The sequence below is a fragment of the Pseudomonas sp. AU12215 genome, from assembly GCF_001675465.2.
Classification (GTDB): Bacteria; Pseudomonadota; Gammaproteobacteria; order Pseudomonadales; family Pseudomonadaceae; genus Pseudomonas; species Pseudomonas nitroreducens.
In genome coordinates this window covers 116035-137503 of the sequence record NZ_MACM02000137.1, presented here as the reverse complement: position 1 = coordinate 137503, position 21469 = coordinate 116035, and the positions used below count along the sequence as shown (strand labels likewise).

The window sequence follows — 21469 nt, the reverse complement described above, 5'->3', positions numbered from 1 at the left end:
TCTTCTTGCGATCGCTCCAAGGAGAGGCTCGATGCCCGCCCTGCTCACTAGCCACCCACTGTTCGCCGCCCCCATCCTGCTGCTGATCGACCTGCTGCTCTGGCGGCTGGTCGGCCCGGCCCATCCGCATTGGCGCCTGGCCGTGCGGCTGGTCGGCTTCCTGCTGTTCAGCCTGCTGCTGTTCAATGCCGGGATGAACCCGCTGCGCGCCGCACCCTGGGCGGACGACCTGCCCAGCCACATGGTCGCCACCGCCGTGCAGATCATCTGGTGGCTGTTCGCCGCACGCTGCCTGACGGTCGTGCTGGGCTTCCTGCTGGTGCAGCGCATCGGACATGGCGGGCGGTTGCTGCAGGATGTGGTCGGCGCGCTGATCTTCCTGGTCGCCATCATCGCTGCCGCCGGCTATGTGCTGGAGCTACCGGTGAAGGGCCTGCTGGCGACTTCCGGGGTGGTCGCCATCGTCCTCGGCCTCGCGCTGCAGAGCACCCTGAGCGACGTGTTCTCCGGCATCGTGCTGAACACCACCAAGCCGTACCAGCTGGACGACTGGATCTCCATCGACGGCATCGAGGGCAAGGTCACCGAGATCGACTGGCGCTCCACCTACCTGCAGACCTCCCAGGGCACGCTGGCCGTGGTGCCCAACTCCCTCGCCGCCAAGGCCAAGGTGCTCAACCTCAGCCGCCCGGCGAACCTGTATGGCGTCAGCGTGAGCCTGACGGTCAGCCCGCACATCCGCCCGCGCAAGGTGATCGAGGCGCTGGAGCACGCCCTCGGCGGCTGCCGCGTCCTGCTGGCCAACCCGGCGCCGGCGGTCAGCGTGCGCAAGTCCGCGCCCGATGGTGTGGAATACGAGATGAGCGGCTTCGTCGCCGCCATGGGCGAGAAGCGCGAGGTGCGCAACCAGTTGTTCGACCTTGCCTACCGCCACCTGCAGGCCGCCGGTATCAACCTGCTGGCCGAGGCCGACGCACCGATGCGCGAAAGCGCCTCGCGGGCGCGGGCGTTGCTGGTGCGCTCGGGGCTGTTCGATGCGCTGCGGGACGAGGAGCGCGACGAACTGGCCAGCCGCATGCAGCGCCGGCCCTTCAAGCAAGGGGAAGTGCTGCTGGCGCCGGGGGATGTCAGCGACCGCCTGCTGATCATCGACTCGGGCGTCGTCAGCGTCACCCTGCCCCAGGATGCCCAGAGCATCGAAGCCGGACGCATGGGGCCGGGCGAAGTCTTCGGCGAGGCCGGCGTGCTCACCGGCTCCGGCTGGCAGGCGCAATTCACCGCCATGAGTGACGGCGCGGCCTATTACATCGACAAGGAAACCCTGGCGCCCTGCATGGAAGCCCGCCAGGAGATCGCCGAGGCCATGGGCCGCCTGCTGGACTTCCGCCAGAAGGCCAGCGCCGCGCTGCTGGTCGAGCAACCCACAGTGGTGCAGCAGCGCGGGCTGATGGCCTGGCTCAGGCAGCACGCCGGGCGCCGCTACAAGGCCTGACCCGACGCCGGGTCAGGCGCTGACTTCCTGCAGGCAATCCAGCGGTACCCAGCCGGCCTCGCCGCCGGAGCGGACACACCAGAGCCAGCCACCGAGCTCGCGGCCGCCTTCGAGCCGCTCGCCGACCTCCACGTCGAGTTCGCGGGCGGTGTAGTCCTCCATCGCCACCCCGGCGCCTGGCGCGGTCATGTTGAACACCTGCGCCGGCACCCAGCCTTCGCGCTGCCCTGGCGTGGAGCAGAAGTACCAGTCTTCCCAGCCCTCGGCGCCTTCGTAGCGTTCGCCGACGAACAGCGGCGCCCCCTTGGCGAAGGTGATGGGCGTGGGGTACTCGCTACGGTGGCGTTGAATCACTTCGTAGTGCATGTCTCTCTCCCGGCTCCCTCGACCGATCCATGCTACTCCTCACAACGCATCGTGGAAGATCAGCCCGAGGGTGAAGCGCTCACCGGTATGCAGGCGGCTGACGCCATGGCGCAGGTTGAGCCGGTGGTAGCCGCGCACGCCCCGTACCGGCCGCTGGGCCACGGCGAACACCACGGCATCGCCCTGCCTGAGCGGCACCACGGCCACCCGCGACTGCATGCGCGGCCGCTGCTCGGTGAGGACGAACTCGCCGCCCTCGAACTCCTCGCCCGGTTGCGACAGCAGGATCGCCACCTGCAACGGGAAAGCCAGCTCCCCATACAGGTCCTGGTGCAGGCAGTTGTAATCGCCGGCGCGGTAGCGCAACAGCAAGGGCGTCGGCCGCCGCTGCCCGGCGGCATGGCATTGAGCGAGGAAGCCGGTGTGCTCCGGCGGGTAATGGATACCGGTACCCATGCGCTCGTGCCAGCAGTTGGCGATGGCGCGCAGTGGCGGATAGAAGGCTCCGCGCAACGCCTGCAGCAGTACCGGCAAGGGATAGGCGAAGTAACGGTACTCACCGAGGCCGAAGTTGTGCCGGGCCATGATCACCCGGCTGCGGAACGGCTCGTCCTGGTCGTAGAGCGCGCGCAGGGCTTCGCATTGCGCCTTGTCGAGCAGGCCCGGGATCAATGCATGGCCGTCGGCGTCGAGACGCTCAGCCAGCAGCGGCCAGTCCAAGGCAGCGATTCGATGGGCAAGGATGGGGATGACGGGCATCTTGAAGGTCCGTGGAAACCAGGCTCCAGTCTAGGTTCGCCCCTGCCCCAGCGCGCCCCGAGGCCGACTTTCAAACTGCCCCGCAGCGACGCATTGTAGAATCAACCACTCATTCTCGATCGAACACAGCCATGCCCCCCGAAGACCCGATCCTGCGGGACATTTCCCGCGTGACCCTGCAGCATTACCAGGAGCGCGCCGAAGCGTTTCGCGAAGGCACCTGGGACCACGATGTCACCCAGAACATCGCCGCGCTGCTGCGACATATCCAGGGCGATGCGCCCTTCGCCCTGCTCGACTTTGGCTGTGGTCCTGGGCGTGACCTGTGTGCACTGAAGCGCCTGGGGCATGAGCCAGTCGGCCTGGACGGCTGCGCCGACTTCGTCGCCATGGCCCGCGAGACCAGCGGCTGCGAGGTCTGGCAGCAGGACTTCCTGGCTCTCGACCTGCCCGCCGAGCGCTTCGACGGTATCTATGCCAATGCCAGCCTGTTCCACGTCCCGCGCAGTGAACTGCCACGGGTGCTCGGCCAGTTGCAGGCAGCGCTGAAGCCGGGTGGCGTGCTGTTCAGCTCCAACCCGCGCGGGGAGAACCAGGAGGGCTGGAATGGCGGGCGCTATGGCTCCTACCACGATCTGCAGAACTGGACGCGTTTGCTGGAAGCCGCGGGATTCCGCGAGCTGGAACACTACTACCGCCCCACCGGCCTGCCGCGCGAGCAGCAGCCCTGGCTGGCGAGTGTGTGGCGCAAGGTTTGACGGCTTACAGCAGCCGGAAGTGATTCGCGAGCAAGCTCGCTCCTCCAGGCCAATGTCGGTGCAACCGTGCAGGAGCGGGCTTGCTCGCGGACCCACCTGACGTCCGGCCGAAGGCCAGACGCTCCCCTCTGGACGGCGCGGGCAGTATTACCCGCGCCGCTGCGGTCAGCCCTTCGCCGCCCAGGCGTTGAAGCGCTGCTCCAGGTCCTCGCCGTGGTCGACCCAGAACTCGAAGTTCACCGGGACGGCCTGTTCGAGGTTCGCCGGTGCAGTGTTCAGGCGCTCCACCAGCTTCGGATCGAGCAGCTTGGTAGTCCCCAGGTTCACCGAGCCGTAGCCCAGCTTCACCGTGTGGATCTTCTGCTGTTCGGGTTGGAGCGAGAAGGCGATGAAGTCCTCGGCGGCCTTCTTGTTCGGGCTGCCCTTGGGGATCGCCCAGGAGTCGATGGCATACAGGCTGCCATTCCACACCACCTTCATCGGCGCGCCCTCTTCCTGGGCGGCGAAGGCGCGGCCGTTGTAGGCGGTACTCATGGCCACGTCGCCGCTGGCGATGAACTGCATCGGCTGCGCGCCGGACTCCCACCACTGGATCGACGGCTTGATCTCATCGAGCTTCTTGAACGCGCGGTCCACGCCTTCTTTCGTCGCCAGCACCTTGTACAGTTCTTCCTTCTTCACGCCGTCGGCCAGCAGGGCGATCTCCAGGGTGTACTTGGCGCCCTTGCGCAGCGAGCGCTTGCCGGGGAATTTCCTGGTGTCCCAGAAGTCCGTCCAGCCGGTGGGGCCGTTGGCGAAGCGCTTGCCGTCGTAGACCATGGCCATCGACCAGACCAGCAGGCCGGCGCCACAGTCGGAGAGGGTGCCGGGCACGTAGTCCTCGGCCTTGCCGAGAATCGCCGGGTCGAGCTGCTCGAACAGGCCGTCCTCGCAGCCGCGCAGCAGCTCGGGGCCTTCCACTTGGACGACATCCCAGTTGACGCTGCCGGTGTCGACCATGGCCTTGATCTTGCCCATTTCGCCGTTGTACTCGCCGGCGATCACCTTCATGCCTTCCTTCTTCTCGAAGGGTTTGTAGAAGGCTTCGGTCTGTACATCCTTGCTGGTGCCGCCGAAGGAGATCACGGTCAGGTCAGCAGCCATGGCGCCGGACGCCACGCCCATGAGCAGGGCTCCCAGAATCGGGTTCTTCATTTCCACCTCTTGGCTTTGTTGTTGGCAGATTGCTTAAGCACGCAGGCGCCCGGCCTCTGCGGACCGGGGCACGATAACAGGGTCAGGTGCGGTAGACCGCCTCGCCGTCCTCGATCAGGCGCAGCGCCGATTCCCAAGCCAGCAGGTGCAGGCCGTCGACCAGCGCTTCTTCTTCCTGCACGGCAACGCGTTCGCATACCGCGGGCGCCGGGTAGCGCAACTGGCGACCGCCGGCCAGGGCCTGGACCTGCGCTTGGCAGGCGCGTTCGAGGAAGTAGATCTGGTTGAAGGCTTCGGCGATGCAGCGCCCGGTGGCCAGCAGGCCGTGGTTGCGCAGGATCATCACCATGTGGCTGCCCAGGTCGTTGACCAGGCGCGAGCGCTCGTCCGGGTCCAGGGCGATGCCTTCGTAGTCGTGGTAGCCCAGGCGGTTGTAGAACTTCAGCGCGTGCTGGCTGATCGGCAGCAGGCCGTCTTCCTGGGCCGACACCGCGATGCCGGCGGCGGTGTGGGTATGGATCACGCAGGCCACGTCTTCGCGGGCGGCGTGTACCGCGGAATGGATGTTGAAGCCGGCGCGATTGACGCTTTTCGGGCCAAAGCGCGGGTCGATGACGTCGCCCGCGTGGTCGACCTTCACCAGGTCGGAGGCGCGCATTTCGTGGAACAGCACGCCGTAGCGGTTGATCAGGTAGTGGCCCGGCTCGCCCGGCACCCGTGCGGAGATGTGGGTGTCGATGTGGTCGGTCCAGCGGAAGTGCGCGATCAGGCGATACAGCGCGGCGAGGTCGCAGCGGGCCTGCCACTCTTCGGCGGAAATACTCGACGGATCGATGTTGTAAGCTGTGTCACGCATGACGGGTGGTCCTTGTTGTTCTGTCAGGCTGTGCGGCGAATTGCCGCCGTCTGGGACCGAGTGTGCTGGGCGCGTCCCGCCCGCACCATGCACAGGCACCCTGGAGAATTTGCAGTGCTGTTATGGTCCACCGACCTGTACAGATCCTTCCTCACCAGAATCGGACCCTCGGATGCTGTTGCTCGACCCCACCTCGGACACTCCCCTGGTCACCCAGATCGTCGACGGCATCGCCCAGGCCATCGACGAGCAGCGCCTGCGTGCAGGCGCCAAGCTGCCCTCGATCCGCAAGTTCGCCCAGGCCAACGGCGTCAGCCACTTCACCGTGGTCGAAGCCTACGACCGGCTGGTGGCGCGCGGCTGCCTGAACGCGGTGCCCAATGCCGGCTTCTACGTGCGCGGCCCGGCGCTCGAGGACAGCGCCAGCGCCGAGGCACCGACGGAATTCGACTTCGACGCGCACCTGCTGCTGCACAAGGTCTTCCAGCCGCTGGGCATGGAGATTCGCCCCGGCGTCGGCCTGCTGCCGGAACACTGGCTGGATGGCGAAGGCCTGCAGCGCGGTTTGCGCAGCCTGGCGCGGGAAGAGCCGACGCAGTTCGGCAACTACGGCCACAGCAAAGGCAACCTGAAGCTGCGCGGCAAGCTCGCCGACCGCATGGGCGACGCCGGCGTCGCCGCCAATCCCGAGCAGATCCTGCTGACCGCCGGCGCCAGCCAGGCGCTGGACCTCACCGTGCGCTACCTGGTGCAGCGCGGCGATCCGGTGCTGGTGGACGAACCCGGCTACCACAACCTGTTCCTCAACCTGCGCCTGCAAGGTGCGCAACTGCTCGGCGTGCCGCGCAGCGCCGACGGGCTGGACCTCGACCGCCTGGAGCAACTGGCCCGCGAGCACCGGCCCAAGGTCTATTTCACCCAGGCGCGCCTGCAGAGCCCCACCGGCGGCAGCCTGTCCCTGGCCGCCGCGCACCGCCTGCTGCAACTGGCGGAAAGGTACGATTTCCTCATCGTCGAGAACGATATCTACGCCGACCTCGACCCGGCCGGCCAGATGCTGCTGGCCAACCTCGACCAGCTGGCGCGGGTGATCTACATCGGCAGCCTGTCGAAAGTCATTGCACCCGCACTGCGCACCGGTTTCATCGCCGCCCACCCGGAGCTGATCGAAGAGCTGGTGCCGCTGAAGATGGTCAGCGGCCTGACCAGCTCGGAACTCACCGAAACCCTGGCCCTGGACATCCTCCTGCAAGGCCGCCACCGCAAGCACGTACGGCAGTTGCGCGACCAGCTTGGCGAAGCCCACGACAGCGTGGCGCGGCGCCTGGAAGCAGCCGGCCTGGAAGTCTTCCACGAACCCCGCGCCGGGTTGTTCCTCTGGGCCCGGCACCGCGCGGTGGACGATGCCACCCTGCTCGCCAGCCGCGCCAAGGAAGCGAAGATCCTGCTGTTCCCCGGCCAGCTGTTCATGCCCGATGGCCGCAGCGTGCCGTGGATGCGCTTCAACGTGGCGCATTCCCTGGATGAGCGGCTGTACGCTTTTCTTTCCCGGCAGGGCTGAAGACGGTCACAAAACTCGCGGCAGCCAAGTCCAAGGAAGAAGAGCCGGAATTTCCCCGGCCACGTCAGGAGGACACCGTGAAGTTCCCAGCCATCGAACCCGAGCAACTGCAACGCGCCCGGCAGGGCGAACCCGCTGCCCTCGACGCACTGCTGCTGGCCTTGCAGGCGCCGGTCTACAACCTTGCCCTGCGCATGCTCGGCCGCCGCGAAGACGCCCAGGACGCCAGCCAGGAAATCCTCCTGCGCATCACCACGCACCTCGCCAGCTTCCGTGGCGACAGCCAGTTCTCCACCTGGGCCTTCCGCATCGCCAGCAATGCGCTGCTGACCGCGCGCACCAAGGTCCGCGAGACGCCCACCGTGTCGCTGGACGCCCTGGCCGACAAGCTCGACCTCGGCCTGCGTCTGGCCCAGGCCAACGAGCGCCCGCTGGAGCCAGCGGACAAGCTGGCCGCCGAACGCATCGCACTGGCCTGCACCCAGGGCATGCTGATGTGCCTGGAGCGTGAACAGCGCCTGGCCTACGTGCTGGATATCGCCTTCGGCCTGGATTCGGAAACCGCCGCCGCCGTGCTGGAGGTCGAACCGGCGACCTACCGCAAGCGCCTGTCACGGGCGCGCCAGCGGCTGGACGACTTCATGCAACAGCATTGCGCTCTGGTGAATCCCCAGGCGCCCTGCTCCTGCGAGCGCCAGGCGCTGGCCCTGCCGGCCGGCGTGAACGACACCCGCAAGGCCGAAAGCGAACTGCTTGCCCTCACCCGCCTGGCCGACGCCGCCGCGGTATTCCGCGCGCACCCGGATTACCAGGTGCCGCAACGGGTGATCGAAACCGTGCGCGCCGTGCTGCAGCAGCACACCGGAGGCTGGCAATGAACGCTTTCGCCGATCTGGGCTATCCCGAGGGCTTCCAGCCACTGCAACGGCGCAACCCGCTGCTGGACCTGCTCGGTCCCTTCCTGGTGCGTGGCGAAGGCGATTCGCTGGAACTGGGCCTGCTGCTGGACGAACGCCACACCAACAGCCGCGGCGGCGTGCATGGCGGCATTCTCGCTACCCTGGCGGATATCGGCATGGGCTACGCCATGGCCTTCTCCAGCCAACCACCACAGCCGCTGGTCACCGCCAGCCTGACCCTGGACTACGTTTCCAGCGCCCAGGTCGGCGACTGGCTGAGCATCCGCCTGCTGCACAGCCGGCGCGGCAGGCAGATGGCTTTCGCCAATGCGCTACTGTCGGTGGACGACAAGGTGGTCGCCCAGGCCAGCGCGGTGTTCGCGGTGCCGGCGCAGCGCTGAGCCGCCGGATATCGCCGCAAATATCGCCAGAGTCCGCGCAAGGCCTTAGACTTGCCGCCCATCAGCAACCGCCAGCAAGAGATCACTATGGGCGCCCAGTGGAAAGCCAAACATAAAGAAGTCGCCGCCAACGCCAAGGGCCGCGTGTTCGGCAAACTGTCGAAGGAAATCATGATCGCCGCGCGCAATGGCGCCGACCCGGACATGAACCCGAAACTGCGCCTGGTCGTCGAGCAGGCGAAGAAGGCCTCGATGCCCCGCGATACCCTGGAGCGCGCGATCAAGAAGGGCGCCGGCCTGCTGGATGGCGCCGCCACCTTCGAGCGCGTGGTCTACGAAGGCTTCGCGCCGCACCGCGTGCCGGTGATCGTCGAGTGCCTGACCGACAACGTGAACCGCACCATCGCGGAAATCCGCGTGCTGTTCCGCAAGGGCCAGCTCGGCGCCTCCGGCTCGGTAGCCTGGGACTTCGATTACCTGGGCCTGGTCGAGGCCACCCCGGCCAGCGCTGACGCCGACCCGGAACTGGCCGCCATCGAGGCCGGCGCCCAGGACTTCGAGCCGGGCGAGGAAGACGGCGACACCCTGTTCCTCACCGACTCCACAGATCTTGACGCCGTCTGCCGCGCCCTGCCCGAGCACGGCTTCACCGTTGCCTCGGCCAAACTCGGCTACAAGGCGAAGAACCCGGTCAGCCTGTCCGGCGCGGAACTGGAGGAAGTCGAAGCCTTCCTCGACGCTCTGGACGGCAACGACGACGTGCAGAACCTTTACGTCGGCCTGGCGTAACGCAGAACGGGCGGCCCATTGGCCGCCCGTTTTCTTTGTAGACCGCGCATCCCGTAGGACGCATATCGCCCCAAGCGTTATCCGTCGTCCTGCATACGGCGGATGAATCGTACCGATTCACGCGCCCTACGCTTTCCGTCCCATCAACACTTCCTGGCTGCTCTCGGCCTTCTCCCGCAGGAAGTCCCAGGTCGTGCGCATCCGCGCGATGTCCTTGAGCTCCGTGGGCATCAGCATCCAGAACGTCCGCACGAACTCGATCTCGCCAGCCAGCACCGGCTGCAGCGACGGGTCTTCGCTCGCCGCGAACGCCGGCAGGATCGCCAGACCCGCGCCCTCCGCCACCGCCCGCTGCTGGGCGAGGATGCTGGTGCAGCGCAGCGCCATGTGCAGCGGCCGGCCGATCTCGTCGAGGTATTGGAGTTCCTTGCTGTACAGCAGGTCGTCGACATAGCCCACCAGCGCGTGCACGCGCAGGTCGTCGCGCGTGCGGATCGGCCCGCGTTCGGCCAGGTAGTCCTTCGAGGCGTAGAGCCGCAGCACGTAGTCGGTCAACCGGGTGATCAAGTAAGGACCGCGACCGGGCCGCTCCAGGGTGATCACGATGTCCGCCTCGTGACGTGACAGCTGTAGCGCACGCGGCACCGCCAGCAAATCGACGCCCAGGTGCGGGTGGCGCTGGTTCAGCTCCACCAGCTGCGAGGTCAGCAGCGTCGAACCGTAGCCCTCGGTGGCGCCGATGCGCACCTTGCCGGAGAGGTTGTCCTCGGTGCCGGCCAGGCGTTTCTCGATCACCTTGCAGGCGCTTTCCATCGCCTCGGCCTGGGGCAACAGACCATGTCCGGCTTCGGTCAGCCGATAGCCTGCGGGCTCGCGCACCAGCAATTGTGCGCCGATGCTTTTCTCCAGTGCCTGCAGGCGGCGGGCCACCGTGGTGTGGTCCACGCCCAGGCGCCGCGCCGCTACCGTGAGTTTGCCGGCACGAGAGAGTTCGAGGAAAAACCGCAGGTTGTCCCAGTCCATGTGCGCTCCTGTGTGCGCCCTCTATCTGCAAAAATGCAGACCATACTTGCACATCACCTCATTGAGCACATCAAAAATGCACTGTTAGGATCGGACCACACAAGAACAAAGCCTTCAGGCTGGGAGAACCACGATGACTGCACCTGCCGTCCCGACCGTCAAACTCTTCCTCGACGGCAAGCCCGTCGAGTCCACCACCGCCGAATGGCGCGACGTGATCAACCCCGCCACCCAGGAAGTCCTCGCCCGCGTGCCCTTCGCCACGCCCGAAGAAGTCGAGCGCGCGGTGGCCAGCGCCAAGGCCGCGTTCAAGACCTGGAAGAAGACCCCCATCGGCGCCCGCGCACGAATCTTCCTCAAGTACCAGCAACTGATCCGCGAGAACATGAAGGAACTGGCGGCCATCCTCACCGCCGAACAGGGCAAGACCCTACCCGACGCCGAAGGCGACGTGTTCCGCGGCCTGGAGGTGGTCGAGCACGCCTCGGCCATCGGCAACCTGCAACTGGGCGAGCTGGCCAACAACGTGGCCGGCGGTGTGGATACCTTCACGATCCTGCAGCCCATCGGCGTGTGCGCCGGCATCACCCCCTTCAACTTCCCGGCGATGATCCCGCTGTGGATGTTCCCGATGGCGATTGCCACCGGTAACACCTTCGTCCTCAAGCCCTCCGAACAGGACCCGATGGTGACCATGCGCCTGGTCGAACTGGCCCATGAGGCCGGCGTGCCGCCGGGTGTACTGAACGTCATCCATGGCGGCCCGGACGTGGTGAACGCCATCTGCGATCACCCGGACATCAAGGCCGTCTCCTTCGTTGGTTCGACCCGAGTCGGCACCCACGTCTACAACCGCGCCTCGCTGGCCGGCAAGCGCGTGCAGTGCATGATGGGCGCGAAGAACCACGCCGTGGTGCTGCCCGACGCCAATAAGGAACAGACGCTGAACGCCATTGCCGGCGCAGCTTTCGGCGCCGCCGGGCAACGCTGCATGGCAGTCTCGGTGGCGATCCTGGTGGGCGAAGCCAACGAATGGATTCCCGACCTGGTCGCCAAGGCCAGGACCCTGAAAGTGAGTGGCGGCACCGAGGCCGACACCGACGTCGGCCCGCTGGTTTCCTGCGCGGCGCTGGACCGCGTCAGCGGCCTGATCGAGCGCGGCACCCAGGAAGGCGCCACGTTGGAACTGGACGGCCGCAATCCGCAGGTCGTCGGCTACGGCAAGGGCAACTTCGTCGGCCCGACCGTGTTTTCCGGCGTTACCCCGCAGATGACCATCTACCGCGAGGAAATCTTCGGCCCGGTGCTTTGCGTCGTGTCGGTCAAGACCTTCGACGAGGCCATCGAGTTGATCAACGCCAACCCCAACGGCAACGGCACCGCGCTGTTCACCCGCTCCGGCGCTGCCGCACGGCACTTCAAGGAGGAAATCGACGTCGGCCAGGTGGGCATCAACGTGCCGATCCCGGTGCCGGTACCGCTGTTCTCCTTCACCGGCTCGCGCGGCTCCAAGCTCGGCGACCTCGGCCCATACGGCAAGCAGGTGGTGCAGTTCTACACCCAGACCAAGACCGTCACCGAACGCTGGTTCGACGAGAATGAGGTCGGTGGTGCGGTGAACACCACCATCAATCTGAAGTAAGACTGCCCGCCCGCCTGCCCCGAGCCGGCCCGGACTTCAGCAGGGATGCTGGTCCGGATTCGGCACCACGCGGGCGGGCACCCTTTCCGGCGCTCCGACCACGGAGCGCTTCCAGTACAAGAAGAAGAGGAAATCCCCATGCGCATCGGTTTCATCGGACTCGGCAACATGGGCGGGCCCATGGCCGCCAACCTGCTCAAGGCCGGCTTCGACCTGAGCGTCTTCGATCTTTCCGCCAAGGCCGTGGAGGCCGCCGTAGCCTTGGGCGCACGCGCGTTCGGCTCGCCAGCCGAAGTCGCTCGCGACGACGTCGAGGTGATCATCACCATGCTGCCGGCCGCCGCCCATGTGAAGCAGGTGTTCCTCGGCGACGATGGCCTGCTGGCCAACGTGCAATCCGGCGTGTTGCTGATCGATTCGTCCACCATCGACCCGCTGAACGCCCGCGAGGTCTCCGCCGCCGCCCTCGCCCACGGCAACCCCATGCTCGATGCGCCGGTTTCCGGCGGTACGGCTGGCGCCGCAGCGGGCACCCTGACCTTCATGGTCGGCGGCGAGCAGGCCGATTTCGAACGCGCGCGCCCGGTGCTGGCCGCCATGGGCAAGAACCTCGTGCACTGCGGCGGCGCCGGCAACGGCCAGGTGGCCAAGGTGGCGAACAACCTGCTGCTGGGTATCTCCATGATCGGCGTAGCGGAAGCCATGTCCCTGGGCGTGAAGCTGGGTATGGACGCCGAAGTGCTGGCCGGCATCATCAACACCTCCAGCGGCCGCTGCTGGGCCTCGGAGATCAACAACCCGCTCACCGGGGCCCCGGCGGCGCGCGGCTACAGCGGCGGCTTCGGCACCGACCTGATGCTCAAGGACCTGGGCCTGGCCAGCGAGGCCGCGCGACAGATCCGCCAGCCGGTGCTGCTTGGCGCATTGGCCCAGCAGCTGTTCCAGACCTTCAGCAACCAGGGCAACGGCCAGCTGGACTTCTCGGCGATCGTGAAGCTGTACCAACAGGGCTAGGTCCGCCAGGGCGTTCCGCTTTTCTGTAGGAGCGAGCTTGCTCGCGAACCTCTTCGCTACGAGGCCGGTTCGCGAGCAGGCTCGCCCCTACAAAGGTCCCACTCCGCGACACGTCGCCCAAGCCTTCATCTCGGCTATCATGCGCGCTCCGCCCCACCGGATGCCGCCGCATGATCCTCCGCCCGCAAACCCCGACACTCTGGGTCCTGCTGTTCTCGCTCAAGGGATCGATCATCCCGGCCATCTGGCGCAAGGTGCTCTACACCGTGCTGCTGAGTTCCCTGGTGGTAGCCACCCACGGCACGCTCTACCACTACAAGGTGATCATCACCTCTACGCCATTCACCCTCTGGGGGCTGACGCTGGCGATCTTCCTCGGCTTTCGCAACAACGTCGCCTACCAGCGCTTCTGGGAGGCGCGCACGCTCTGGGGCGAGCTGCTGATCGTGACGCGCAACCTGGCGCGGCAGACCCGGTCGCTGCTGCCCGACCTCGATGCCGATGGCCGCCGCCAGCTGTGCAAGCCGCTGATCGCTTTCGGCTACACCCTGCGCGACCAGCTGCGCGGCACCGAGCAAGGCGACGACGTGAAACGTGTGCTGGGCGACGCCGCCGCGGCATTCGCCCATCGCCGCAACCCGGCAAACGCCCTGCTGGCGGACCTTGGCCAGCGCTTCGCCGACCAGGGCCGCGCGGCGGGCGCCAGCGACATCACCCTGGCCGCCATCGACCAGCAGATGACCCGCCTGTCGTACGTGCTGGGCGGCTGCGAGCGGATCAGCAACACGCCGATTCCCTACCCCTACATCCTGATGCTGCACCGCATCGTGCACGTCTACTGCTTCCTGCTGCCTTTCTGCCTGGTGGACAGCATCGGCTGGTTCACTCCGCTGGCCGTCTGCGTGCTGGCCTACACCTTCTTCGGCCTGGATGCCCTGGGCGACCAGATTGCCGACCCGTTCGATACCCAACCCAACGATCTGCCGCTGGACGCCATGAGCCGCAACCTGGAAATCACCGTGCTGGAAATCCTCGGTGGAACCGACCTGCCCGAACCGCTGAAACCGGTGGATGGCCTGCTGCTCTGAGCCAGCCCTGAGGACCCGAGAATGAGTCACCTGAAAGACGTACCGCTGAACAAGGCCTACCTGCTGCTCAACCACGGCCCGAGCACCATCGTCACCTGCGAGCACCAGGGCACGGCCAACGTCATGGCCGCCGCCTGGGTCATGCCACTGGACTTCGACCCGCCCAAGCTGATGCTGGTGCTCGACCGCAACACCTGGTCACGTCATCTGGTGGAAGGCTCCGGCGCTTTCGTCATCCAACTGCCAACGCGCCAGCAGGCCGAGCTGACCCTGGCGGTGGGATCGAGCAACGGCGGCGAGGGCAACAAGTTCGAGCAACTGGACATTGGCGTTTCGCGTGCGAAGCAGGTCGACGCACCGGTGGTCGATGGCTGTATCGCCTACCTGGAATGCAAGGTGATCAGCGAGCCGCACAACCAGGAGAAATACGACCTGTTCATCGCCGAGGTGGTCGCCGCCTACGCCGATGAGCGCGCCTTCTCCAACGGTCGCTGGCATTTCCCCAGCGACGAGTTGCGCACGATCCATTACCAGGCCGGCGGCGCCTTCTTCGCCACTGGCGAGGCGTTCCAGGTCAGCCGGGGCTGACCGGCTGCCAGGCGGCCGGCGCCGAGCCCAGCTCGGAGGCCGGCAACTCCCAGAAGAGCGGCGAACCGGCGACCTGCAACGGCGGGCGCAGGCGGCGCGCATGGCCCCAGGGCGTGGCTTCGATGCCCGGCGCCAGATCGGCCGCGGTTTCCGCCCCCAGCTCCGCCTGGCTTGGCGGCGCGGCACCCGCCTCCAGCAGGAACTGCGCTGTCCGCGCCAGCGACAGCCGCCAACGGCTGCCCCGGCCGCTGCGCCGGCGCTCGGCCAGCCCGCGCAAGGCGGCGGCAGCAATCAGGTAGCCGGTCGCGTGGTCGAGCGCCTGAACGGGCAAGGGTACGGGCTTTTCCTCGCCACGCCACACGCGCCCAGCTTCGGCAATGCCGCTGCTCATCTGCACCAGGCTGTCGAAGCCGCGTCTTTCGCACCATGGGCCGGACCAGCCATAGGCATTCAGGCTGACGTCCACCAGCCCCGGTGCGATGGTGCGGCGCACGTCGGCACCGAAACCCAGGCGTTCCAGGGCATCGGCCCGATAGCCGTGGACCAGAACGTCGGCGCTGGCGAGCAGCGCCTGGAAACGCTCGCGACCTGCCGGCTGGCGCAGGTCCAGCCGCGCGCACTGCTTGCCCAGGGTGACTTCCGGCACCACGCCGGGCTCATCCCAGTCCGGCGGGTCGATGCGCAGTACCTCGGCACCGAAGCCGGCGAGGAATCGGGTGGCGACCGGGCCGGCCAGTACACGGGTCAGATCCAGCACCCGCAGGCCGGCCAGCGGGCGTTCGCGGTCGATCTCGATGTCCAGGGAGGGTCCGGACACCAGTTGGATATCGCGCAACACGAGAGGCTCGCGAGCCACGGCGATGCCTTGCGGGTGCTGTTTCCAGGCATCCCATGAGCGCATCTCGGCCGCGCAGCCGCCCTCCCTGACGATCGCCAGTTCCAGCTCGCCCGCCGCCCAACCGGCCACCGCGCTGGCGACCTGATCGCGCTGATTCTCGACGCCGAGGACCCGGAGTGCGGCGGCGCGGTGGTGCGGCGCATTGGTGTGCAGGCGAATCCAGCCGTCGCGTGTGCGGTAGTTACCGGCAATGGCATCCCAGAGGTCGGGCACTGTCCAGCCCTGAGGCCGCAAGGAGGTGGAGAACCAGAAGGAGGCCAAACGGCGGTCCACGACCATGGAGGTCGCCGTGCCACCTTCCGGCTCCAGCCACTCGCCCAGTGCCAGCCCGGCGCTGGCGATGCTGGCGGCGGCCAGCTCGGTGACGAAGAATGCCGAAGGCAGGGAGCCTTCGCTGCGAGGGGCCAGGTGGCTCAGGCGTTCGGCCTGGCCACCGAGGGCTGTCCAAAGTCGTTCCGCAAGAACCCGCTGCATCTCTATCTCCGCCTTTCCGTGGAGCTTCACCTTAGCTGCAGAGCGTCTGGCGGGCGAGCCGACCTTGGTCGGCAGGCAATAAAAAGCCCGCAATCAAGCGGGCTTTTCGATGGGGAGCTAATCCCTTAGCTGGTTTTCATCCTCTGCCCCTGGGTGTGAAAAAAACGTGAAGAGAGGGCCAGCCGAAACATTTTGTCGGAGATCGGATTTCTGGAAGCTGATGCTCAGCTCGAATAGTCCAGCGCGGTCCAGACGCGGCTGAGCCCATCGCTGATCCGGCAGCCCGAAAGGTCGTCCGCTTCGCCCTGCGGGGACAGCCGCACGGTGGAGTCGCCCTCGCCTTCGGTCAACCATTGCAGGCGCCCGCAGTTGGGCGTGTCGATCACGTAGCTGGCAGCGATCGCCGAGCGCTCCTTCGGCAGACGGATGGCATCGCGTACCGTGCCGCGCTCCTCGATGCGCTTGCCGTCAGCCACCAGAACGGCCCAGGCCTCCTTGCCCTCGATGATGAGGTAGGCGCCATTGGCGCGCGGGACATCCGCCTGGGGCTGGGCGCAACCCGCAAGCATCGCCAGACCGGCACAAAGCATCAGTTTCTGCAGCATCGCCATCGCTCCTGTTCGTCGAGCAATGCCCGCCAGGCCACTGGCGACGGGCACTTCAAGGTTTCTGTCAGACCGCGAGAGGGATACTAGGAGAAAATACTGTTCATGCATACAGTCTTTTGCGAAAATTTTTTAAACCTCGACGAAAGGCCATAGTCCATTGGCTACGTCGATCACCTCGAATCACAGGGCATGGGCCTGAAACCCATTGAGGAGCAAGCGATGGTGAGTATCCATCAGCTGAAGTACACGGTGAACCACATGGCCATCGAGGAAGTCAGCGAGGCCGTGGCGGAACTGCTGTTGGAGGGGTTGGTCACAGAGGGCAAGACGCCTTTCAGCCGTACCCACTTCAACCTGTGCTTCGCGGAAATCGAGGCCCTGATGCAGCGCGCCGGCTATCACCGCCCGCTGGATGTAGTGGGTTACCAGGGCCAGGCCTACGCCATGTTCGACCCCAGCCGCTGGGATGCCGTGGAGGTGCTGCGCTGGCTGAAGGAGTACGTCGAGGAATCGAAGGCGCTCAGCACTGCCTGAGTGCGCAGGCGTTTTCGCAGGTTGCGGTTGCGGGAGCAGCGACTTGCGAAGGCCTATCAGGCGCACTAATGTCCCATGCACTTTTCCCGCTTGCCGAATCAAGGACGATTCCATGAGCGCCTCCTCCTCCGACGACAGCTGGCTCTGGGCCTACCGCAAACTCCGTAGCTGGGATGTGGGCCGGGTCAGCTCGGCGTTTCTCGCCACACTCTTCCATTGGCGCGGCGATACCGGGCTGTTCTACAGCCACGGCGGCCTGCGTAAATCCCGCCTGACGCGCGACGACCTGGTCGACTGACCCGGCTCACTGCTGCTGATAATTGCCGTTGCCTCGCGGATAGACCGCGCCATTGGGGTATTCGATGCTCTGTCGGATGCCGCCGCTGCCCTGGTCGATGATGACCGTGTTCGAACGCGTCTCGCCGTAGCCACTGGGCACCCGCACGCCACCATAGCTGTCATTGCGTTGCCAGCTGGACGAGCTGCCTACGCTACCGGTTGCCCCCGGGCTGACATAGATGCGCTGGATCACCGGCGGCGACTGCTGCCATTGCGTCTGGTTCTGATAGCGCGGCGCACTTTGCGATTGCGCCTCCTGCCCGGTGAACTTCTGCGCGAAGGCTGGCATGGCCAATGCGAGGCAGGCGATCGCCGCCAAGGTTCTGCGCTCAATCATGATGATCATCCCGGATGACGGAAAGGTTCAGCTTACCAAGCCTTGTACACCTCGAGCAGGCCGCGCACACAGATAAATTTAATCTTTTTATATCAATGCCTTGCAATAATATATTGATGTCAAATCTCTGATATATGCCCCGCAAGATACACGACAGATGCGGTCGCCATCCGCAGCAGGGGAAAACTCATTAAAACATCGTGATAGCGCTTGTTCTTAAAGTAATTTAGACAACTTAATTTACTTTAAAATCATGACGTTACGAGCCATTTATGAAGCAAGTTGAAAAGATTGGAAGCTCCATTGCCAAGCGTTCCCAGTCGCCATAAGCCCTGCGCACCACGTCGGGCGTTTCTCGTCACGCCACAGCCTTGCCATTCCATTGCCACGATTGGCAATTCTTTCTCAATCAGTAAGATGCAGCGACTTTCGTAAGGAATGCCTCATGTTCGGACGCTGCCTGGCCCTGCTGCTGATCCTCGCTGTTCCCACCGTTGCCTCTGCTGCCGCCCCGCGCACCTTCGAGGAAGCCAAGAAGGTCGGGCGCAAGCTGTACGCCCGCCAATCGGTGGAGTTCTATTGCGGCTGCCGCTACAACGGCACCAAGGTCGACCTGAAGAGCTGCGGCTACACCCCGCGCAAGAATGCCAACCGCGCCTCGCGCATCGAGTGGGAGCACATCGTTCCCGCCTGGGTGATCGGCCACCAGCGCCAATGCTGGCAGAGCGGCGGGCGCAAGAACTGCTCGCGCAATGACCGGGTGTACCAGAAGGCCGAGGCGGACCTGCACAACCTGGTGCCGAGCATCGGCGAAGTGAACGGCGACCGCGCCAACTACAGCTTCGGCTGGCTGCAGCAAAAGCCCTCGCAGTACGGCGCCTGCCCGATGGTGGTGGATTTCAAGGCACGCAAGGCCATGCCCCGCCCGCAGATTCGCGGCATGATCGCCCGCACCTACTTCTATATGAGCGACCGCTACGGCCTGAAGCTCTCCAACCAGGACCGCCAGCTGTTCACCGCCTGGAGCAAGCAGTACCCGGTGGAAGCCTGGGAGCGCCAGCGCAACCAGATGGTCGGCTGCGTAATGGGCTGGGGCAATCCCTACGTCGGCCCGATCGAGAACGATCGCTGTCCGGCGCCGAAAGTGGCCTGGCGCTGAAGCCTGGCGACAGCCGCAGATACCCGCAGTAGACTCCGACGGCCGTCCACCGTGACGAGCTCACCTTCATCTGTCTGGAGTACGCAGCATGTCCCTCTCGATCTACCAGGCTTCCGTTCCCGTCTTCATCCGCATGCTCGGCAATCTCTCGGCGATTCTCGCCAAGGCCGCCACCCATGCCGAAGCCAAGTCCATCGACCCTTCCGTCCTGATCAACGCCCGTCTCGCCCCGGACATGTTCGCTCTGGGGCGCCAGGTGCAGATAGCCTCCGACTCCGCCAAAGGCGCCGGCGCGCGCCTGGCCGGTGTCGAGGTGCCGAGCTTCGCCGATGACGAAACCACCTTCGCAGAGCTGCAAGCGCGCATCGCGAAGACCATCGACTTCCTCAAGTCCCTGAAGCCCGAGCAGTTCGAAGGCGCCGAAAACCGCACCATCGAGCTGAAGCTGCGTACTCGCGAAGTCAGCTTCAAGGGCTCGGACTTCCTGCTCGGGTTCGTCAACCCGAACTTCTATTTCCACATCACCACGGCCTACGACATCCTCCGCCACAATGGCGTGGAAGTCGGCAAGATGGACTATCTCGGCGGCGTCTGACCGCCCTGGGCGCCGGCATCCCGGCGCCTTTTCAGCCGCGCGGCAGAGGCAATGTGGTGGTGGACTTGATCTCCGAGAGCGCCACGATGGAGTTGATCTCCTGCACGCCCGGCACCTGGGACAGTCGCTCGAAGAAGAAGCGCTCGTAAGCCTCCACATCCTCCGTCACGATGCGCAGCATGAAGTCGACCGCGCCCATCAGGACGTGGCACTCCAGCACCTCGGGGAACTCCTGCATGGCCTGCGCAAAATCCGTCAGGTGATTGCGCCCATGGGCGTTGAGTTTCACCTGGGCGAATATCTGGGTATTCAGGCCGATCTTCTTGCGATCCAGCAGAGTCACCTGCTTGCGGATCACACCCTCGTCCTTCAATCGCTGAATTCGGCGCCAGCACGGCGATTGCGACAGGCCGATGCGCTCAGCGATCTCGGCCGTCGAAAGCGTTGCCTCCTCCTGCAGTAACTCGAGGATCCTGCGGTCTTGGGCATCCAGCGATATGGGCATATACAAATCTCAAATATCAGCAAGAAAGACTTATTAATGCACAAATAAGTCACCCATTGCAGAAATCAGGCAAATAATTCCTCCGGCGCGCCCGCAGAATATTCTTCACCTTTCCTGCATCGGCCAGCCGCCATGACGCTCCCCGCACTCCAACTCGTCGAACTCCCCCCGCTCCCACAAGACCGCCCCGTCCCCACCGAAGTGGCCGCCGACGTGCGCTACCTGATTCGCGCCGAGATCGATGCCGACATTCTCTGTCGCCTGCTGAACCAGTTTGCACTGCAGGGCCACGTACCGGCCGAGGTGGAATCCTCCCGTCGGGAAGACTGGCTGGACATCGCCCTGCGCGTGAACACGCTGCCGCGCTATCGCGCCGAGGTGATCGCCCAGCGCATGCGCGGAATGGTCAGCGTGTGCTCGGTGGACCTGCATGTGCAGGGAGCAGAAACTGTCCTTTCAGCGACATAAGCTGACTTTCTGGCGTTAGCCGGCACATCCTCGCAGGCTTAGAGTGCGAACCTGACCTTCGTGGTCTTTCACACACAACAACGATGAGAGATGTGCCCATGGCTCGCCCACGCCTGCTCCCCGACAACTTCACCCTGGCGCTGATCGCCACCGTGACCGTTGCCAGCCTGCTGCCCTGCGAAGGCACCGCTGCCGTGATTTTCGGCTGGATCACCAACCTGGGCATCGCGCTGCTGTTCTTCCTTCACGGTGCCAAGCTGTCGCGCCAGGCGATCATCGCCGGCGCCACCCACTGGCGGCTGCACCTGCTGATATTCTCCTGCACCTTCATCCTCTTTCCCCTGCTCGGCCTGGCGCTCAAGCCCGCATTGTCGCCCCTGGTGACCCCGGACCTGTACCTGGGCATGCTGTATCTCTGCGCCCTGCCCGCCACCGTGCAATCGGCTATCGCCTTCACGTCGCTGGCACGGGGCAATATCCCGGCGGCTATCTGCAGCGCATCGGCCTCCAGCCTGCTGGGCGTCTTCGTCACGCCGCTGCTCGTGCAGTTGCTGATCGGCGCCCATGGCGATACCGGAATGTCGACGCTGGACGCCATCGGCAAGATCACCCTGCAACTGCTGGTGCCCTTCATTGCCGGCCAGCTGCTGCGCCCGTGGATCGGCGCCTGGGTGGAGCGGCACAAGCCGGTCCTGCGCTACGTGGACCAGGGATCGATTCTGCTGGTGGTCTACACCGCCTTCAGCGCCGCCGTCATTCAGGGCCTGTGGCACCAGGTTCCGCTTCCGGCGCTGGCCGGCCTGGTCGTGGCCTGCTGCGTGCTGCTGGCACTGGCGCTGGTCGCCACCAACCTGCTGGGGCGCTGGCTGGGCTTCTCCCTGGAAGACAGGATTACCATCATCTTCTGCGGCTCGAAGAAGAGCCTCGCCACCGGCGTGCCCATGGCCTCGGTGCTGTTCGCCAGCAGCACCGTCGGCGTGATCCTGCTGCCACTGATGCTGTTCCACCAGATCCAGCTGATGGTCTGCGCCGTGCTCGCCCAGCGCTACTCCCAGCGCCAGGAAGACGGCCACGCACCGCTGGAGCGCGCCAACTGACGGCGCCCCGCCCGCAAAAAAGCCG

The 21469-nt window shown here is 65.6% G+C and carries 25 protein-coding genes; 16 read left to right on the top strand and 9 right to left on the bottom strand.

What is annotated here, in order from left to right; translation table 11 throughout:
• The first annotated feature begins 31 nt into the window (after positions 1 to 31).
• On the top strand, positions 32 to 1492 hold the full coding sequence (locus tag A9513_RS18415) for a mechanosensitive ion channel domain-containing protein (RefSeq protein WP_065085217.1): 1461 nt from the start codon (positions 32 to 34) through the stop codon (positions 1490 to 1492).
• 12 nt (positions 1493 to 1504) lie between these two features.
• Here A9513_RS18415 and A9513_RS18410 read toward each other — a convergent pair whose 3' ends face one another.
• Together A9513_RS18410 and A9513_RS18405 are read right to left on the bottom strand one after the other, a co-directional pair.
• A complete protein-coding gene (locus A9513_RS18410) occupies positions 1505 to 1858 on the bottom strand; it encodes an SH3 domain-containing protein (RefSeq protein ID WP_024764411.1) in 354 nt (117 codons plus the stop codon).
• A 39-nt stretch (positions 1859 to 1897) separates the two neighbouring features.
• Positions 1898 to 2617: a 2OG-Fe(II) oxygenase gene (locus A9513_RS18405; RefSeq protein ID WP_065085216.1), complete on the bottom strand. Its 720-nt coding sequence runs from the start codon at positions 2615 to 2617 to the stop codon at positions 1898 to 1900.
• A gap of 131 nt (positions 2618 to 2748) precedes the next feature.
• On the opposite strand from A9513_RS18405, the gene A9513_RS18400 reads away from it, so the two are divergent.
• Positions 2749 to 3375, top strand: coding sequence for a bifunctional 2-polyprenyl-6-hydroxyphenol methylase/3-demethylubiquinol 3-O-methyltransferase UbiG (locus A9513_RS18400; RefSeq protein WP_024764409.1), 627 nt, complete (start codon positions 2749 to 2751; stop codon positions 3373 to 3375).
• Positions 3376 to 3540: 165 nt separating this feature from the next.
• Here A9513_RS18400 and A9513_RS18395 read toward each other — a convergent pair whose 3' ends face one another.
• A complete protein-coding gene (locus tag A9513_RS18395) occupies positions 3541 to 4569 on the bottom strand; it encodes an ABC transporter substrate-binding protein (RefSeq protein WP_065085215.1) in 1029 nt (342 codons plus the stop codon).
• Positions 4570 to 4651: 82 nt separating this feature from the next.
• The gene (locus A9513_RS18390) at positions 4652 to 5425 is read right to left on the bottom strand and encodes a class II aldolase/adducin family protein (RefSeq protein WP_024764407.1); all 774 of its coding nucleotides are present in this window, start codon (positions 5423 to 5425) and stop codon (positions 4652 to 4654) included.
• Between the two features lie 172 nt (positions 5426 to 5597).
• Here A9513_RS18390 and A9513_RS18385 point away from each other — a divergent pair, with 172 nt between their 5' ends.
• From A9513_RS18385 to A9513_RS18370, 4 genes are all read left to right on the top strand, one after another.
• A complete protein-coding gene (locus A9513_RS18385) occupies positions 5598 to 6986 on the top strand; it encodes a PLP-dependent aminotransferase family protein (RefSeq protein WP_065085214.1) in 1389 nt (462 codons plus the stop codon).
• A 77-nt stretch (positions 6987 to 7063) separates the two neighbouring features.
• The gene (locus A9513_RS18380) at positions 7064 to 7864 is read left to right on the top strand and encodes an RNA polymerase sigma factor (RefSeq protein WP_065085213.1); all 801 of its coding nucleotides are present in this window, start codon (positions 7064 to 7066) and stop codon (positions 7862 to 7864) included.
• On the top strand, positions 7861 to 8286 hold the full coding sequence (locus A9513_RS18375) for a PaaI family thioesterase (RefSeq protein WP_065085212.1): 426 nt from the start codon (positions 7861 to 7863) through the stop codon (positions 8284 to 8286). Before A9513_RS18380 ends, A9513_RS18375 begins: the two co-directional genes overlap by 4 nt.
• An 87-nt stretch (positions 8287 to 8373) precedes the next feature.
• Entirely contained in the window at positions 8374 to 9075 is a 702-nt protein-coding gene (locus tag A9513_RS18370) for a YebC/PmpR family DNA-binding transcriptional regulator (protein ID WP_024764403.1), read from the top strand.
• 126 nt (positions 9076 to 9201) lie between these two features.
• Here the strand turns inward: A9513_RS18370 and A9513_RS18365 are convergent, their stop codons facing one another.
• A complete protein-coding gene (locus tag A9513_RS18365) occupies positions 9202 to 10098 on the bottom strand; it encodes a LysR family transcriptional regulator (RefSeq protein ID WP_065085211.1) in 897 nt (298 codons plus the stop codon).
• Between the two features lie 133 nt (positions 10099 to 10231).
• Here A9513_RS18365 and A9513_RS18360 point away from each other — a divergent pair, with 133 nt between their 5' ends.
• The 4 genes from A9513_RS18360 (at position 10232) to A9513_RS18345 (ending at position 14430) form a co-directional block, all read left to right on the top strand.
• Positions 10232 to 11740 carry a CoA-acylating methylmalonate-semialdehyde dehydrogenase gene (locus A9513_RS18360; protein ID WP_065085210.1) on the top strand — a complete coding sequence of 503 codons (1509 nt, stop codon included), beginning with the start codon at positions 10232 to 10234 and terminating at the stop codon, positions 11738 to 11740.
• A 138-nt stretch (positions 11741 to 11878) separates the two neighbouring features.
• Positions 11879 to 12754, top strand: coding sequence for a 3-hydroxyisobutyrate dehydrogenase (mmsB, locus tag A9513_RS18355; RefSeq protein ID WP_065085209.1), 876 nt, complete (start codon positions 11879 to 11881; stop codon positions 12752 to 12754).
• Positions 12755 to 12924: 170 nt separating this feature from the next.
• Positions 12925 to 13842, top strand: a complete 918-nt coding sequence (locus A9513_RS18350) for a bestrophin family protein (protein WP_065085208.1) — start codon at positions 12925 to 12927, stop codon at positions 13840 to 13842.
• 21 nt (positions 13843 to 13863) lie between these two features.
• Complete coding sequence (locus A9513_RS18345) at positions 13864 to 14430, top strand: flavin reductase family protein (protein ID WP_024764398.1); 567 nt, start codon at positions 13864 to 13866, stop codon at positions 14428 to 14430.
• On the opposite strand, the gene A9513_RS18340 is transcribed toward A9513_RS18345, so the two are convergent.
• Together A9513_RS18340 and A9513_RS18335 are read right to left on the bottom strand one after the other, a co-directional pair.
• Positions 14417 to 15802, bottom strand: a complete 1386-nt coding sequence (locus A9513_RS18340; protein WP_038803669.1) for a CoA transferase — start codon at positions 15800 to 15802, stop codon at positions 14417 to 14419. The genes A9513_RS18345 and A9513_RS18340 overlap by 14 nt on opposite strands.
• Before the next feature lie 224 nt (positions 15803 to 16026).
• On the bottom strand, positions 16027 to 16407 hold the full coding sequence (locus A9513_RS18335) for a hypothetical protein (RefSeq protein ID WP_024767175.1): 381 nt from the start codon (positions 16405 to 16407) through the stop codon (positions 16027 to 16029).
• Positions 16408 to 16629: 222 nt separating this feature from the next.
• On the opposite strand from A9513_RS18335, the gene A9513_RS18330 reads away from it, so the two are divergent.
• The gene (locus tag A9513_RS18330) at positions 16630 to 16944 is read left to right on the top strand and encodes a hypothetical protein (protein WP_024767174.1); all 315 of its coding nucleotides are present in this window, start codon (positions 16630 to 16632) and stop codon (positions 16942 to 16944) included.
• 112 nt (positions 16945 to 17056) lie between these two features.
• Entirely contained in the window at positions 17057 to 17242 is a 186-nt protein-coding gene (locus A9513_RS18325) for a hypothetical protein (RefSeq protein WP_037009884.1), read from the top strand.
• 6 nt (positions 17243 to 17248) lie between these two features.
• Here the strand turns inward: A9513_RS18325 and A9513_RS18320 are convergent, their stop codons facing one another.
• Complete coding sequence (locus A9513_RS18320; protein ID WP_141678457.1) at positions 17249 to 17620, bottom strand: hypothetical protein; 372 nt, start codon at positions 17618 to 17620, stop codon at positions 17249 to 17251.
• A gap of 445 nt (positions 17621 to 18065) precedes the next feature.
• Between A9513_RS18320 and A9513_RS18315 the strand changes: the two genes are divergently transcribed.
• Positions 18066 to 18779 (top strand): endonuclease, encoded by a 714-nt coding sequence (locus A9513_RS18315; protein WP_037009886.1) that lies wholly within the window; start codon positions 18066 to 18068, stop codon positions 18777 to 18779.
• A gap of 88 nt (positions 18780 to 18867) precedes the next feature.
• Entirely contained in the window at positions 18868 to 19374 is a 507-nt protein-coding gene (locus A9513_RS18310; protein WP_024767171.1) for a DUF1993 family protein, read from the top strand.
• A 31-nt stretch (positions 19375 to 19405) separates the two neighbouring features.
• Here A9513_RS18310 and A9513_RS18305 read toward each other — a convergent pair whose 3' ends face one another.
• Positions 19406 to 19879 (bottom strand): Lrp/AsnC family transcriptional regulator, encoded by a 474-nt coding sequence (locus tag A9513_RS18305; RefSeq protein WP_037009888.1) that lies wholly within the window; start codon positions 19877 to 19879, stop codon positions 19406 to 19408.
• Positions 19880 to 20092: 213 nt separating this feature from the next.
• Here A9513_RS18305 and A9513_RS18300 point away from each other — a divergent pair, with 213 nt between their 5' ends.
• Positions 20093 to 20347: a hypothetical protein gene (locus A9513_RS18300; RefSeq protein ID WP_064979825.1), complete on the top strand. Its 255-nt coding sequence runs from the start codon at positions 20093 to 20095 to the stop codon at positions 20345 to 20347.
• A gap of 98 nt (positions 20348 to 20445) precedes the next feature.
• Positions 20446 to 21444 carry a bile acid:sodium symporter family protein gene (locus A9513_RS18295; RefSeq protein ID WP_065085207.1) on the top strand — a complete coding sequence of 333 codons (999 nt, stop codon included), beginning with the start codon at positions 20446 to 20448 and terminating at the stop codon, positions 21442 to 21444.
• The last annotated feature ends 25 nt before the right edge of the window (positions 21445 to 21469 follow it).